The sequence below is a fragment of the Streptomyces sp. CNT360 genome (assembly GCF_000424785.1).
Genome location: NZ_KE384245.1, coordinates 264233 through 279415 on the forward strand (window position 1 = coordinate 264233; position 15183 = coordinate 279415).

A 15183-nucleotide genomic window follows, 5' to 3' on the forward strand; every position below is an offset into this window, starting at 1 on the left:
CGGGGTTGGGTGGCCCCGGGCCCGTTCCGCATCGGCTGGATGTCCGCAGTCGTTTGGTCGGTGTTCTGCGGTTTGTCGTCTGTCGGGCGGCTTCCCGGCCGCCCAGGCCGCATGTCGGCGGCATATCGCCCGGCATCCTCGGCCACCCGGCCGCCGTCCCGCAGGCTCCGGGACGGAAGCCGGGCGGGCCCCCGGTGGTCCCGGCAGGGATCGGCCGCGACGCTCGCCCAGCCAGCAGCCAGCAGCCAGCAGCCAGCAGCCAGCAGCCAGCAGCCAGCGACCAGCGACCAGCAGCCAGCAGCCAGCCAGCCGACGGGCTGTCGGGCCCGTGTCGGTCCGGCTGGCGAAGAGCGGGCCCGGTCGGGCCGGTCACCGTGGTCGCGCCCGTCGCCCCGCCGTCCGGTGGCTGTCGCGCCTGTGCAGCGACGGCGGGCCGGTCACCGTGTTCGTGCAGCGACGGCGGGCCGGTCACCGCGCCCGTGCAGCGGCCGGGTTCCGGTCCCAGCGGCCCGCCGGGACCGGTCAGCAGGTGGCCAGGGCCTTTTTCAGGGCGGCCTTTTCGGGGGCGTCGGCGGTCATGCCGTAGGTGTCCTTGACCCAGATCCACATGCGGGCGTACTCGCAGTGGTAGCCGTCGGCGGGCGGCATCCATTCGGCCGGGTCCTGGTCGCTCTTCTCCTGGTTCACATTGTCGGTGACGGCGAGGAGTTGAGAGATCTTCAGGTTGTTGGCCAGTTCCTGGCGCTTGTCCTGCGACCAGTCGGCAGCACCGGAGCGCCATGCCTCGGCGAGCGGGACGACGTGGTCGATGTCCAGGTCGGCCGGTTTCGTCCAGGTCTCGCCGTCGTAGGGGCTGGTCCACGAACCCTTGGTCGGGTAGCAGTCGCTGCCCGTCTCGACGCCCTCGCCGTCCCGTTTGAGCACGGCCTCACGGGTGTTGCAGCTGTCGCCCTGGTCGATCCAGTGCGGGAATTTCTCGCGCGAGTAGCCGTCCATGGAACCCTCGTCCGCCTCGGTGAGGTTGTCCAGCATGGTGGTGGCCTCGGCCGCGCTGGGCGGGGTGGGGGGCTCCGCGGCGGCCGGTGAGGCGCCGAGGGTGAAGGCGACCAGGAGCGCCGAGACGGCCGCCGCGAATGCGGCGAGGAGGGCCGACCAGCGTCGACGCGCGTAGCTGCGGCGGGTCGTGCGGTACGTGTGCGGCATCCGAACTCCTCTTGCTGTGGGGGGAAGTTGTGCTGCCGTGCCGGTGTGGTGCGGTGCACAGCGTGACGGTCGTGTGCACGTCACATCAAGAGCCTGCCCGGGAAAGACCCGGCAGCCACACGCGATACACCCACGCGACGTACGGAATGGGGGAGTTGGCCACCCACGAGCCCCCTGCGACCCCCCGATCGGCCCCACGGGTCCCCCTCTCTCACCTCACCGGCCCCGGGGGACCCCGCCCGTCCCGCCGCGGTGGCATCGTGACGTGGCGTACGGCACGCCGGGCGCCGCTCGTGCGCGTACGAGGGCATCGCGTACCCTCGTACGCGTCTGAAGGGGAGTAGCTCTTCGCCGGACCGTCGACATACTGGCCCGCCGCGCGCGGGCCCGGCGCCCGGAGCGGGGTGTCCGCCGTTGCACGGCGGCCGCCGCGCCAGCGAGACCTTCGGCCGCAGTGTCCGTCCCGTGCACCCGTGCGCGGGCATCCCATGACGCTGCCGTGCCGAAGTGTGTGCTCGCGCTGGTGCGGCAGCCCGACCACGGAGGACCCCCGTGCTCAGCCTCACCGTCGCCGCCGTCGTCTTCGGCGTCGTCTTCCTCGCCGAGCTGCCGGACAAGACGGCCCTGGCCGGGCTGATGCTCGGCACCCGCTACCGCGCGTCGTACGTCTTCGCGGGGGTGGCCGCCGCCTTCCTCGTCCACGTCGTACTCGCTGTCGCCGCCGGCAGCGTGCTCACCCTGCTGCCGCACCGGCTCGTGCAGGGGCTGGTGGGCGTGCTGTTCCTGATCGGCGCGGCCGTGCTGCTGCTCAAGAAGGACGACGACGAGGAGGAGCAGGCCCGCAAGCCTGCCGACCAGTCGTTCTGGAAGGTCGCCGGCAGCGGCTTCATGCTGATCCTCGTCGCCGAGTTCGGCGACCTGACGCAGATCATGACGGCGAACCTCGCCGCCCGCTACGACGACCCCCTCTCGGTCGGCCTCGGCGCCGTACTCGCCCTGTGGGCGGTCGCCGCGCTGGGCATCCTGGGCGGCCGCACCCTGATGAGGTACATCCCGCTGCGGACCGTCACCCGGGTCGCGGCCCTGCTGATGCTGGCGCTGGCGGCCTTCAGCCTGTACGAGGCGATCGCGCCCTGACGCTCCGCGGGTACGCGGCCCCGCCGTCGGGCCCGCGACCGGCCCCTCGCCCGGTCCCTCCAACGGCGGCGGACCACGGGCCCCGCCCCGGGCGGCGGGGCACCGTGGACGTATGAGCGGGGAACACGCGGCGGCGCCGGAGGCAGCTCCCCGCACGGGCGGGGTGCTGCTGCCGATCGGCGCGCTCCTGCTCGGCCTGCTCCTGGCGGCCCTCGACCAGACGATCGTCGCCACCGCGCTGCCCACCATCGTCAGCGACCTCGGCGGGATGGAACACCTGTCGTGGGTGGTGACCGCCTACCTGCTGGCGGTCACCGCGGCCACCCCGCTGTGGGGCAAGCTCGGCGACCAGTACGGCCGCAAGCGGCTGTTCCAGACGGCTGTCGTGATCTTCCTGGTGGGCTCCGCGCTGTGCGGTGCCGCGCAGGACATGCCGCAGCTGATCGGCTACCGCGCCGTGCAGGGCCTCGGCGGAGGCGGACTGATCACCCTGTCGATGGCGATCGTCGGCGACCTGGTGCCACCTCGCGAGCGCGGCCGCTACCAGGGCCTGTTCGGTGCCGTGTTCGGGACGACCAGCGTGCTGGGACCGCTGCTGGGCGGGTTCTTCACCGAGCAGTTGGACTGGCGCTGGGTCTTCTACATCAACCTGCCCATCGGCGCGGTCGCCCTGGTGGTGATCGCGCTGGCGCTGCACCTGCCCGTCAGCCGGCACCCGCACACCATCGACTACCTCGGCACCTTCCTGATCGCGGCCGTCGCCACCTGCGTGGTCCTGGTCACCTCGCTGGGCGGCACCTCGTGGCCGTGGGGCTCCGCCCAGGTCCTGGGCCTGTCCGTGCTGGCCGCCGTGCTGCTGGGCTGCTTCGTCGCCGTCGAGCGGCGGGCGGCCGAACCGGTGCTGCCGCCCAGCATCTTCGCCGTGCGGAACTTCTCCCTCTGCGCGGCGATCAGCTTCGTCGTCGGCTTCGCGATGTTCGGCTGCATGACCTACCTGCCCACCTTCCTCCAGGTGGTGCACGGGATCTCGCCGACCATGTCGGGCGTCCACATGCTGCCGATGGTGCTGGGTGTGCTGGTCTCCTCCACGCTGTCGGGCCAACTGATCACCCACACCGGGCACTGGAAGATCTTCCCGGTGCTGGGCACGGCCGTCACCACCGTCGGCATGCTGCTGCTGCACCGGATGACACCGGACAGCTCGCAGTGGGAGATGGGCGCCTGCTTCGCCGTCTTCGGACTCGGCCTCGGACTGGTGCTCCAGGTCCTGGTGCTGGTCGCGCAGAACGCCGTCCAGTACGCGGACCTGGGCGTGGCCACCTCCGGGGTCACGTTCTTCCGGTCCGTCGGCGCCTCGGTCGGCGTCGCCGTCTTCGGCGCGCTCTTCGCCTCCCGGCTCGGTGGGAAACTCGCCGACGTCCTGCGCGGCCGTCCGCTGCCCGCCGGGGTCTCGGCGGACTCGCTCAAGCACGACCCGCAGTCCATCGGCAGGCTTCCGGCCGACGCCCGGCGCGGGGTGCTCGGCGCCTACTCCTCCTCCATCACGGACGTCTTCCTCTACGCCTCCCCGCTGGCCGCCCTCGCCTTCCTGCTGACCTGGCTGCTGCGCGAGCAGAAGCTCCGCCGCAGCGTGCAGGTCCCCGACGAGAGCGAGACGCTGGGCGCCTGCCCCGTCGAACGCAGCTCCGCCGACGAGGTCACCCGCGCCCTCTCCCGGCTCGGCACCATCGAGGGCCGGCGCGACCTGTACGCGCGGATCGCCCGGACGGCCGGGCTCGAACTGTCGCCGGCCGCCGCCTGGCTGCTGCTGCGGGTCCAGCACAACGGGCCGGTGGAACCCGCGCTGCTGGAGGACGCCGGCGCGGCACCCCGCCGGGTGGTCGTGGACGGGGCCAGGGAGCTGGAGGAGCGGGGGCTGGCGACCCGGTCGGGCCTGGAACTGGTCGCCACACCGCGGGGCGAGCAGGCGGCACGGGAGCTGGCCGACGCCCGGCAGCAGCACCTCGCCGAGCTGCTCGGCGACTGGTGGACCGCGGACCGCCCCGCGGACCTGACCGAGCTGGTACGGCAACTGAACGCCGAGTCGGGCGGCACCTCGCAGCCGCCCCGGGCCGCGTAGCGCCGTGCCGTCCCGGCAGGACCTGCCGTACGCCGCACACCTGCACCGACCACCTCCGGGCGGTCGTCTGCGGAGCGGCGGGCAGCGCGGCACCTTCCCGGGCGCGGTATCAGGCGTTCCGTACGCCGCGCGGGTGTGATCTTTCTCCTTCTGTCACCGTCTGTCGGATTTCCTGGGTGCTTGACCCGGACCGACCCGGACCGCGTAGGGTCCGGCACTGGACAGCCACCGGCGATGCGGGCGCGCCCGCGGTGCCGTGCAGGGCCTGGCGGGGCCAGGGGAGGGCTCGTGACGAGAGGTCCGAACGAGGGGGGACGGATGGAGAGGGACGGCGCCCACGGTGCCGGGTCCGATGCGGCCGACGGGGCTGATGGGGCTTACGGGGTCGACGGGACCTACGGGGTCGACGGGTCGGCGGGGGAACCCGAGGACCCGCTGCACATACGGCCCTACGTACGCCTCCAGGAGACCGGCGCCCCCGCGCCTTCACCGGAGACGTCCTCGCTGTCAGGCGACCCGGGAGCGGGTGCCTCGGCGGACGGGGCCGCGGGAGGGGAACCTCTCTACGAGCCACCACGGGTCACCCGGCCCGACGCGGAGGCGGACGGTTCCGCGCCGCTGCCCGACCTGTCGCCGTTCGCCGCCCAGGGGGCGGAGGAGACAGCCGAACTACCCGCTGTCACCGGCACGGACAAACGGTCCGGCAGCCGCGGCCGGCGGCGGGCCGGTGCCTCCGCCGGTGCGGTGCACCGCCGAGCCGGCGGCGGTCGGCGCCGCCGACCCGGCACGGCGGTCCTCGCGGGCGTCGGCGTGGCAGCCGTCTTGGGGGCGGGCCTGCTGACGACCCAGCTTCTGACCGACGAGGGCCGCAGCACCGAGGGCGGCCGCACGCTGCGTCACCTGCCCACCGACGCACCCACGCACGCGCTGCCGACGGCCTCGCCCTCCGGCAGCCGGGCACCCCGGCAGCCGAGCGAGCCGTCGGACCCCGCCCCGCCCCGTACCAGCATGTCGGCCCCGCCCCGCGCCGACCGGGGCGGTGGGGAGCACACCGCCCCGCCCTCGTCGTCCCGGCCGGACACGGAGGAGACCTCGCCCGGAGATCCGGGCGAGGCCGACGACGGGCAGCGCCACAGCGGCGACCGCCGGCACCCGGTGCGGCCCGACAGGTCTGCGCAGCCCACGCTGCGCCCCGGCGACTCGGGCCCCGAGGTCGCCGAGCTGCAACGCCGGTTGCAGCAGGCGGGGTACTACGACGGGGACGCGGAGGAGGACGGCGTCTACTCCAGCAGCGTCCAGGAGGGCGTCTTCCGCTACCAGACGCACTACCACCTCCAGGGCGACGCACCGGGTGACTACGGCCCCGTCACCCGCCGCCACCTGGAGGCCCGCACCTCGGGCTGACGCGCCGCCCCGCACGGCCCTCCGCCCCGCGCGGGGCGGAGGGCCGTCGACACCGTCGAAGCGGTGCGGACGGTGAAGCGGTGCGGACGGTGGGGTGGCCGGTGCGGGCCCGCGGTTTGTATGATGGAGGAACAAATGGTCCCGCCCGTGCCCCTCCTCACCTGACAGGGGCGTCCCTGACCCGGCGGGCGGGCCATCTGTCCTCTTCGCCGGTACGGCCGTACGCGGTGACCGCTCGCGCCCGAGCCCAGGGAGCCCCGCATGCAGACAACCCCGATCACCGTTCGCGGGCTGCTGCTCGACATGGACGGCACGCTCGTCGACTCCGACGCCGTGGTCGCCCGCGTCTGGCGGGGCTGGGCCGTCGAGAAGGGCCTCGACCCCGAGGAGGTCCTGCGCGTGGCCCACGGCCGCCAGGGCCACCTGACGATGGCCACGCTCCTCCCGGACCGGCCCATGGAGCGCAACCTGGCCGAGAACAGCGCCCTGCTCGCCCAGGAGACCGCCGACACCGAGGGCATCGTGCCCGTCGCCGGGGCGCCCGCCTTCCTGGCGGCGATCCAGGACCTCCCGCACGCCCTGGTCACCTCCGCGTCCCCCGCTCTGGCGGCGGCACGGATGGCGGCCGCCGGGCTGGTGATGCCCGAACTGCGCATCACCGCCGCCGATGTCAGCGCCAGCAAGCCGGACCCGGAAGGCTTCCTCAAGGGCGCCGCGGAGCTGGGCTTCCCCGCTGCCGAGTGCGTCGTCCTGGAGGACTCCGCCGCTGGAATCGCCGCAGGCCGCGCGGCCGGTATGCCCGTGGTCGGCGTCGGGGCGCGAGCGGCCGCCCACGGCCCCGCCCTCCACGTCCCTGACCTGGACCACCTGCGCGTCGAGCCCCTCCCCGACGGTTGGCTCCGCGTCACCACGATCTGACACCTGCGCGGGCCGCAATCACTGCGACTCCGCGCCGCTGCGGCCGGGCACGACTGCGGTTTCGTGCTGCTGCGGCCTGACACCACTGCGACTTCCGCACAATGCGGGCGGGAGGCACGGGGGCTTCTGCGCCGCTGTCGGCCGAAGGCACTGGGGGTGCGCTGCCGTGGGCGCGAGGCACCGGTGGTTTCGCGCTGCTGCGGGCCCGAGGCACGGGGGCTTTCGCGCCGCTGCGCTCGGCACTGTGGTTGACCGGGTCCTTGCTGCCGCTGCCTGACAGCGCGGCCGTCGGCGTCACGGTGCTCGGCGCTGCGGCACCGCCGCACCGGTGCGGCCCGGCTGGGGCGGACCGGCGCCATCGCTGCCTGAAGCTGCCGCCTCACGTCACCGTGCGCGGCACTGCGGCGCCGCCGCACCGGTGCGGGCCGCAATCACTGCGGCTTCGGGCCGTCGCGGCGCGGCACTGCGGCGCACCCGCACCGCCGCGATCCGCCGCAGCAGCCGTCGGCCCCGTCTCCGCCGGGTACCGGCCGCGGCCCGGCCGCGACCATGTCGGTGGCGCAACCCGGGGGTGGCGTGCGAGGCCCGGACGGCGCGGGCCGGATGGCGCGGCCCGGGCGTCACCGGGGGCTGGGCACCGTACCGACCTGGTGCCGTCGCCGGCGCGCGCTGCGCCGAGGGGCGTGCGCCGGCGGACGGGCCGGGGTCACTTCTTCGGCGGGGCCTGCTGGACGACCTCGAAGGACCAGGTCTCCGAGTCGGTGGCGGCGGGCTTGGGGCGGTCGGCGGCGGCCGTACCGGAGTGGCCGCCTTCCGCACCGCCCGCCGGGTCCTCGCTGTCGTCGCCCTTCGTGCGCTGGTGCGCCTCCTTCATGGGCCCGTTCATCCAGGCCTGGAAGGACTCCTCGTCGCGCCAGCGGGTGTAGACCAGGTAGCGGTCGGTGCCCTCCACCGGGCGCAGCAGTTCGAACCACTCGAAGCCGTCGGCGCTCTCCACGAAGCCCTTACGGGCACCGAAGCGCTGCTCCAGCACCTCGCGCTGTTCGGCCGGCACGGTCAGGGCGTTGATCTTGACGATGCTCATGGGCCCATCCTCCCTCACGCCCTCCACGGGACATCACGCGCCGCAGGGCCGGGCCCCCTCCCACCGGCCGGGCGAACGGCTTGTCCTGCTCTGGACAACCAACCGGACACGGCTGTCAGGTAGCGAGTAGGTTTCTGACGTCTGACCCAGGGGGCCGGCCGACCAGGCGGCCGGAGCACAGAACGGAGACGGCGGGGCGTGGCGGCGGAATCGGTGGCGGAGGGCCCCAAGGGGCGGGACCGCGGCGGGAAATGGACCGTGGACGGGGGCGGGTCCGGGCGGCGGCCAGGCGGGCGAGGGGCCGGATGGGGCTCCCGCTCGGGCGTGGCCCTGGCAGGGCTGTGGGTGCTCGCCCTGGCCCTGGCAGCGCGTCAGGTCGCCGCGGTGCTGCGGCTTCCGCAGGAGAAGCGGTTCGTCGACCTGTTCGCCTGGCTCGGCGACAACGGTGTGCTGCGGGCGCGCGGTTCGCTCTACGACGGGGACGACCCGTTCACCGGGACGCCCTTCGCGGGCCTGGTTCTCAAGCCGCTCAGCCGCGCCGCCGAGCAGAGTCTCGGTCTCGTGTGGACGTTCGGGACGCTGCTGCTGGTCGCCGCTGTCGGGGTGCTGGCTGCCCGGGCGCTGCCCGGCCCCCTCCCGCGGCGTACCGCGCTGTGCGCCGTACCGGCCGCGCTCAGCCTGCTGGCGCTCTCGATTCCCATACGCAACACCTTCCATCTCGGCCAGACCAGCGTGCTGCCGGTGCTGCTCGTGCTGGTCGGCTGGCTGCTGGGCGGTGCGCGGGGGGAGCCGGAGCACCCCCGAGCGACCGAGGGGGCCGAAGGGGCCGGTGCAGGGCGGGCGGCGGGTCTGCTGGGGGCGCGGACGGGTGGCGCCCTGATCGGCGTGGCGTGCGCGCTGCAACCCGCCACCGTGCTGTTCCTGCCGCTGCTGTGGCTCACCGGGCGACGGCAGGCCGCGGTCACCGGCACGGGGACGTTCCTGCTGTGCACGCTCGCCACCTGGGTGGCGCTGCCGCACGACTCGTGGGCGTACTGGATCCACCACGTCGCCGGCGTGGGCCTGGGCGATCCGGCCGACGCGACCGCCAACCAGTCGCTGCACGGTGCCCTGCTGCGAGCCGGGCTGCGCGGCCCGGCCGAAGTGGTGCTGCTGGTGCTGCTGGTGGCCGCTGTGGCCTGGCTGGCGCTGCGGCGCGCGGTCCGCTACGCGCAGGACGGCCAGCCGCTGCTGGCCGCCGCCGTCGTGGGCTGTGCGGCGGTGGTGGCCTCGCCCGTCGCCTGGCAGCACCAGCAGCTGTGGGTGCTGCTGGCCGTGGCAGGCCGGGTGGGCAGGCGCACCGGGGACCGGCTGGTGTGGCCGGTGTTCGTGGCGATGGTCATGACGCTGGACGGCAGCGCCCTGGTGCCGAAGATCGCGGTGTTCGGGATGTTCGGCGAGAACGCGGTGCTGTGCGCCGCGCTGCTGGCGGCCTGCGCCATCCCCTTCCTGCGCCGCGACTCGCCCGTATGGGACGCCCCCGAGCCCATGGGGGCCCGCAGCCGGCCCAACCTGATGCTGGAACTGCTGCTGATCCGTGTCTGGTACTGGGCGTACTCGTGGGTCCGCGGCCACGCCCCGGACTCCCGCTCCCTGGCCGAGGGTCACGGGCACCAGATCCTGGACGCCGAGACCTTCCTGCACCTGGACATCGAGCACAGCCTCAACAGGCTGGCCGCGCGCACCCCGTGGCTGCGCGACGTGGGCGACTTCTACTACTCCACGTTCCACTTCCTGGTGCCCATCGCCCTGCTGGCCTGGCTGTACGTGCGCCGGGTGCCCCGCTACCGGGGGGCGCGCACGGCGCTGGGCTGCACCACCGTGCTGGGGCTGGTCGGCTTCTGGCTCTACCCGCTCGCGCCGCCCCGGCTGATGCCGGGACTCGGCTACATCGACACCGCGCACGGCCCGCAGAACCTGTCCGACCCCGACTTCGGCGCACTGACCTCGCTGTCCAACCAGTACGCGGCGATGCCGTCGTTGCACGTGGGCTGGTCGCTGTGGTGCGCGGTGATCGTCTTCATGATGACGCGGAACGTCTGGCTGCGGGCGCTGGGGGCGCTCTACCCGCTGATGACGGCGTTCGTGGTGATGGCCACCGCCAACCACTACCTGCTGGACGCGGTCGGCGGTGTCCTGGCCGTGGTGGTGGGTTTCGCCGCCCAGCGGTGGGCGGCCCGCCTGCGGGAGGGCCGCGGCGCCGCCGCGGAGCCGCTCCCACAGGCCGGGGCGGAGGAGCCCGTGGCGGTGCCCGGGCCCCGGCCTGCGAGCCGGGCCGCGGTCACCGGTGCAGTTTCAGACCCTTCACCGTCCGGTCCACCGCGTTCCGCGGACCGTACAGAGCCAGCCCGGCGAGAGTGAGCTTGTCCGCCTCGACGGCACGGACGGCGGCGCGGTTGTCGGCGTCGTTGCCCGTGGCGAACATCTCGTCGGTGTAGACGGCGATGGACAGTCCGCGGGCAAGGGCGCGCCGGTGCGTGGTGGCGAGCCCCTCCGTGTCCGCGGCGAAGCACAGCACGGGCTCCCGCAGCAGGGAGAGGTAGCGGTTGTCCGAACCGTCCAGATAGGGCTCGCCCATCACCTCGTCGGAGGCGTGTGCGATGCCGCTGGCCAGGAAAGCGGTGACGTTGAGCTTCTGCCAGTCCGCCAGGTCCTCCCGGACGATCACGGCGATCTTCGTGTCGAAACGCATGCCGCCAGCCTGCTCCGGCGCCCCTCGGCACGTCTTGAACGCTGGTGCGCGGGGGGCGGCCCGCTGCGGGGTCCGGGCGCTGGCAGACTGGGCCCCATGGCCGGGTGCGCGCATCACGAAACAGTCGCCGGTGCGGCGGGTGCAGCGGGTGACTGGGTGCGCTACTGGCGGGACCCCGGCCAGCCGCTGGAGGCCATGCGCGCCCACTTCACCGGTCACGTCTTCCACCGGCACAGCCATGACGCCTACTCCTTCGCCGTCACCGAGACAGGTGCGCAGCGCTTCCACTGCCGCGGTGACCGTCACACCAGCGGCGCGGGCATGGTGATGGCCTTCAATCCGGACGATCCGCACGACGGCGAGTCGGCGGCCGAGGCGGGCTTCACGTACCGCATCGTCCACCTGGGTCCCGATCTCGTGCGCTCCGTGCTCACCGACGCGGCCGGTCGTGACGCCCCCATGCCGCTGTTCCCTCAGCCGGTGCGCGAGGACCCGGTGCTGCGGCGTGCGCTGGTGCGGCTGCACGCCGCGGTGGCGGGCGGCGCGGCCGCGAGCGCCCTGGTGCGGGACGAGCGGTTGACGGAGACCGTGCTGGCCATGGTGCGCCGGGGCGCCCGCAGCCCGGCGCGGACCGTGCCCCGGCCCGCCGGTTCCGATGCCGTACGCCGGGCTCGTCACCTGCTGGAGGAGCGCTGGGCGGAGGAGATCCCGGCGGCCCAGGTGGCGCGCACGGCCGGATGCAGCCGCTTCGCCCTCTACCGTGCCTTCCGTACTGAACTGGGCATGCCGCCCAGCGACTTCCAGCGGCAGGTGCGGCTGAGGGCCGCACGGCGGATGCTGGCGGACGGTGCCACGGCGGCCGAGGCGGCGGCGGCCTGCGGCTTCGCCGACCAGGCTCATCTGCACCGCTGGTTCGTCCGCTGCTACGGCCTCACCCCGGGCGCGTACGCGCGGGGCGGGCCGGGGACGTCGGCACCTTCGCCGCTGCTCATCCGTAGCTGACCCGCAGCTCCTTGATGCCGTTGATCCAGGCGGACCGCAGCCGGCGCGGCGGGGGCCCGTCGAGGGCGATGTCGGGGACGAGGTCGGCGATGGCCTGGAAGATCAGGTTGATCTCCAGGACGGCGAGGCTCTTGCCCAGACAGAAGTGGGGGCCTCCGCCGCCGAACCCGAGGTGCGGGTTGGGGTCGCGGGTGATGTCGAAGCGGTGGGGGTTGTCGAAGACGGCCGGGTCGTTGTTGGCGGAGGAGTAGAAGAGCCCGACCCGCTGCCCCGCGGCGATCTTCCGGCCGCCCAACTCGGTGTCCTGGGTGGCGGTCCGCTGGAAGGAGACCACGGGCGTGGCCCAGCGCACGATCTCCTCGGCGGCGGTGGCGGGCCGCTCCCGCTTGAAGAGTTCCCACTGGTCGGGGTGGGTGAGGAAGGCGTGCATGCCGTGGCTGATGGCGTTGCGGGTCGTCTCGTTGCCCGCCACGGCCAGCAGGATGACGAAGAACCCGAACTCGTCCGAGCTCAGGTTGCCCTCCCCTTCGGCCGCCACGAGCCGGCTGACGATGTCGGCGCTGCCCGCGGCGTAGTGCGCGGGGCACCCCTTGCGGTCCTCGGCCATCGTCATCGCGTACGAGATGAGCTCGGCCGCCGACTGGGTGCCCACCTCCTGCGTGATGGCGTACTCGGGATCGTCGTAGGCGACCATCTTGTTGGACCAGTCGAAGATGCGGGAGCGGTCCTGCTGGGGGACGCCGATGAGTTCGGCGATGGCCTGGAGGGGGAGTTCGACGGCGATGTCGGTGACGAAGTCGCCGCTGCCCTCCTCCTTGGCGCCGCGCACGATGCGGGTGGCCCGCTGACGCAGGGCGTCCTCCAGGGCGCGGATGGCGCGCGGGGTGAAGCCGCGCTGCACGATCTGCCGCACCCTGGTGTGTTCGGGCGGGTCCATGTTGAGCATGATGAGCTTCTGGATGTCGATCTGGTCGCGCGTCATGTGGTCGGCGAAGCGGATGACGGCGGTGTTGAGATGGGAGGAGTACAGCTCCGGGTGGGTGGAGACCTCCTTGACGTCCGCGTGCCGGGTCACCGCCCAGTAGCCGTCGTCGGCGAATCCCGCGACGCCGTGCGGCTGGGCGTTCCACCACACCGGTGCGGCCTGCCGGAGCAGGGCGAACTCGGGCAGCGGCACGCGCTCCTGGTAGACGTCCGGATCGGTGAAGTCGAACCCGTCGGGCAGCGCGGGGCAGGCGGACATCGGCGGCTCCACTCCCTCTCTGAGGTCGTACCGACTCTTCGACACCGGCCGGCGACGCTGTGTGACGCACGGCCGGTGCCTGACGGCCCATCAGAATCGCCCTGAAGGTAGTAACGGGTTCTACAAGTGGCAAGGGTCACGGGGCCGGAACTTGCGGTAACAGTGCTCTCCGGTCTCGTGCACACCCCTTGCGCGGCGGTGAGCGGGCTCCTCACACTGTCCGAAGAACTAGAACGCGTACTAGTTGTTGCACGGCATGTGCTTGAGGTGCTGGTGGGGAGCCAGCCGGGCTGGAGAGGACGACTCATGGCCGCCGAACCCGTCATCGTCGAAGCAGTACGCACCCCCGTCGGCAAGCGCTCCGGCGCCCTCGCCGCTCTGCACCCCGCCTACCTGCTGGGCGAGACCTACCGCGAACTCCTCGGCCGCACCGGCATCCACGCCGACTGCGTCGAACAGATCGTCGGCGGCACCGTCACCCACGCCGGTGAGCAGTCCATGAACCCCGCGCGCAACGCCTGGCTCGCCGTCGGCCTGCCCTATGAGACCGCCGCCACCACCGTCGACTGCCAGTGCGGCTCCTCCCAGCAGGCCAACCACATGGTCGCCACCATGGTCGCCGCCGGTGTCATCGACGTCGGCATCGGCTGCGGCGTCGAGGCCATGTCCCGCGTGCCGCTGGGCTCCGGCTCCAAGCACGGCCCCGGCAAGCCCTGGCCCGACGAATGGCACGTCGACCTGCCCAACCAGTTCGAGGCCGCCGAACGCATCGCACGGCACCGTGGCCTCACCCGGGAACACGTCGACTCCCTCGGCCTCCTCTCCCAGGAACGCGCCGCCGCTGCCTGGGCCGAGGAGCGCTTCAAACGCGAGACGTTCGCCGTGCAGGTGCCCACCACTGAGGACGAGCAGGCCGCCGGGCAGGGCATGTGGCGCTCCGTCGAGCGCGACGAGGGGCTCCGCGACACCTCCATGGAAGCGCTCGCCGGGCTCAAGCCCGTACTGCCGGACGCCGTGCACACCGCCGGCAACTCCTCGCAGATCTCCGACGGGGCCGCCGCCGTGATGTGGGCGTCCAAGCGCATGGCCCGCGCCCTGAAACTCCGTCCCCGCGCCCGCATCGTCGCCCAGGCCCTGGTCGGCGCCGACCCGCACTTCCACCTCGACGGGCCCGTCGACGCCACCCGCGCCGTCCTCGGCAAGGCCGGGATGTCGCTCAAGGACATCGACCTCGTGGAGATCAACGAGGCCTTCGCCTCCGTCGTCCTGTCCTGGGCCCAGGTCTTCGAGCAGGACCTGACGAAGGTCAACGTCAACGGCGGCGCCATCGCCCTCGGCCACCCCGTCGGCGCCACGGGGGCCCGGCTGATCACCACCGCACTGCACGAACTGGAGCGCACCGACAAGGAGTTCGCCCTGATCACCATGTGTGCGGGTGGCGCACTGTCCACGGCGACGATCCTCCAGCGGCTGTAGGCAGGGCGCCCCGCCGCATGGCGGTGCGCCGTTGCCGGCCCGCCTGTGCGGTCTTCAGTCGCCCGCCGCCGCGCCCGCCGGCTTCGCCCGCTCCTGCGGAACAGGCGTGGACGGTGCGGACGGCTGCGTCGTCTCCGCCGGTCCCGGCGGCGCCTCCGAAGGCGCGGCGGCCTCGCGCAGCAGTGTCTTCGCCGCGGCGCGCGCGTGCCGGGCGGGCGTGGGGGAGTCGCAGATGGAGGCGTTGCTCATCGCCCCGTCGAGCAGCACGGACAGTTGCGAGGCCAGCCAGTCCGGGTCGTCCGTGCCGGTCTCGTGCGCCAGGCCGCGCAGGTAGCCGCGGACCGCCGCCTTGTGGTCGCGCACCGCCTCGACGACGCCCTGCGAGCCGGAGCCCAGTTCGCCGAATGCGTTGATGAAGGCGCAGCCGTGGAAGTCGGGCCCGTCCACCCAGTCGTAGAGCCAGTCGAAGACCGCCAGCACTCTCGACTCCGGGTCGGTATGGCGGGCGACCCGCTCCTCCAGCGCGGTGCGCGCCCACCGGTCGCGGCGGCGCAGATACGCCTCGACCAGCACGGCCTTGGAGGGGAAGCACTGATAGATCTTCTTCAGCGAGACGCCCGCCGCGTCGCGGATCCGGTCCATGCCCACCGCGTGCACGCCGTACTCGTAGAAGAGCGCGTCCGCAGCGCTGAGGATGCGGGCCTCGATGGTCTCGTCGCCGTACATGCTCCCGCTCTCCCCAAGTATTGAGAACTGCTGTTCTCTACGATACTGTCCTACCGGAAGCGAGAACGAGCGTTCTCGCGGCCGTAACGGGGAATGAACGGGGGACCGAAGCATGGCCGAGGGCGACACGTCACACCGGG

The 15183-nt window shown here is 73.2% G+C and carries 12 protein-coding genes; 7 read left to right on the forward strand and 5 right to left on the reverse strand.

Annotated features, from left to right (window positions below; translation table 11 throughout):
• Window positions 1-522: 522 nt before the first annotated feature.
• Window positions 523-1203 carry an HNH endonuclease family protein gene (locus tag H297_RS0130465; RefSeq protein WP_027740144.1) on the reverse strand — a complete coding sequence of 227 codons (681 nt, stop codon included), beginning with the start codon at window positions 1201-1203 and terminating at the stop codon, window positions 523-525.
• 552 nt (window positions 1204-1755) lie between these two features.
• Here H297_RS0130465 and H297_RS0130470 point away from each other — a divergent pair.
• The 4 genes from H297_RS0130470 to H297_RS0130485 all read left to right on the forward strand — a co-directional run bounded on the left by H297_RS0130470 (window position 1756) and on the right by H297_RS0130485 (window position 6781).
• Window positions 1756-2340, forward strand: a complete 585-nt coding sequence (locus H297_RS0130470) for a TMEM165/GDT1 family protein (RefSeq protein WP_027740145.1) — start codon at window positions 1756-1758, stop codon at window positions 2338-2340.
• Between the two features lie 112 nt (window positions 2341-2452).
• The gene (locus tag H297_RS0130475) at window positions 2453-4459 is read left to right on the forward strand and encodes an MDR family MFS transporter (protein WP_027740146.1); all 2007 of its coding nucleotides are present in this window, start codon (window positions 2453-2455) and stop codon (window positions 4457-4459) included.
• Window positions 4460-4747: 288 nt separating this feature from the next.
• On the forward strand, window positions 4748-5863 hold the full coding sequence (locus H297_RS39260; RefSeq protein ID WP_158693774.1) for a peptidoglycan-binding protein: 1116 nt from the start codon (window positions 4748-4750) through the stop codon (window positions 5861-5863).
• 261 nt (window positions 5864-6124) lie between these two features.
• Window positions 6125-6781 carry an HAD-IA family hydrolase gene (locus tag H297_RS0130485; RefSeq protein WP_027740147.1) on the forward strand — a complete coding sequence of 219 codons (657 nt, stop codon included), beginning with the start codon at window positions 6125-6127 and terminating at the stop codon, window positions 6779-6781.
• 706 nt (window positions 6782-7487) lie between these two features.
• Here H297_RS0130485 and H297_RS0130490 read toward each other — a convergent pair.
• Window positions 7488-7865 (reverse strand): antibiotic biosynthesis monooxygenase family protein, encoded by a 378-nt coding sequence (locus H297_RS0130490; RefSeq protein WP_027740148.1) that lies wholly within the window; start codon window positions 7863-7865, stop codon window positions 7488-7490.
• Window positions 7866-8189: 324 nt separating this feature from the next.
• Here H297_RS0130490 and H297_RS0130495 point away from each other — a divergent pair, with 324 nt between their 5' ends.
• On the forward strand, window positions 8190-10265 hold the full coding sequence (locus tag H297_RS0130495; protein ID WP_486589731.1) for a bifunctional glycosyltransferase 87/phosphatase PAP2 family protein: 2076 nt from the start codon (window positions 8190-8192) through the stop codon (window positions 10263-10265).
• Here the strand turns inward: H297_RS0130495 and H297_RS0130500 are convergent.
• Window positions 10186-10596 carry a DUF2000 domain-containing protein gene (locus H297_RS0130500; RefSeq protein ID WP_027740150.1) on the reverse strand — a complete coding sequence of 137 codons (411 nt, stop codon included), beginning with the start codon at window positions 10594-10596 and terminating at the stop codon, window positions 10186-10188. The two genes, H297_RS0130495 and H297_RS0130500, sit on opposite strands and share 80 nt — an antisense overlap.
• A 96-nt stretch (window positions 10597-10692) precedes the next feature.
• On the opposite strand from H297_RS0130500, the gene H297_RS39265 reads away from it, so the two are divergent.
• Window positions 10693-11598, forward strand: a complete 906-nt coding sequence (locus tag H297_RS39265; protein WP_051352301.1) for an AraC family transcriptional regulator — start codon at window positions 10693-10695, stop codon at window positions 11596-11598.
• Here the strand turns inward: H297_RS39265 and H297_RS0130510 are convergent.
• Window positions 11585-12841: a cytochrome P450 gene (locus tag H297_RS0130510; protein ID WP_027740151.1), complete on the reverse strand. Its 1257-nt coding sequence runs from the start codon at window positions 12839-12841 to the stop codon at window positions 11585-11587. The two genes, H297_RS39265 and H297_RS0130510, sit on opposite strands and share 14 nt — an antisense overlap.
• Window positions 12842-13147: 306 nt before the next feature.
• Here H297_RS0130510 and H297_RS0130515 point away from each other — a divergent pair, with 306 nt between their 5' ends.
• On the forward strand, window positions 13148-14317 hold the full coding sequence (locus H297_RS0130515; RefSeq protein ID WP_027740152.1) for a steroid 3-ketoacyl-CoA thiolase: 1170 nt from the start codon (window positions 13148-13150) through the stop codon (window positions 14315-14317).
• Between the two features lie 54 nt (window positions 14318-14371).
• Here the strand turns inward: H297_RS0130515 and H297_RS39270 are convergent, their stop codons facing one another.
• Window positions 14372-15043, reverse strand: coding sequence for a TetR family transcriptional regulator (locus H297_RS39270; RefSeq protein WP_078514838.1), 672 nt, complete (start codon window positions 15041-15043; stop codon window positions 14372-14374).
• Window positions 15044-15183: the final 140 nt, after the last annotated feature.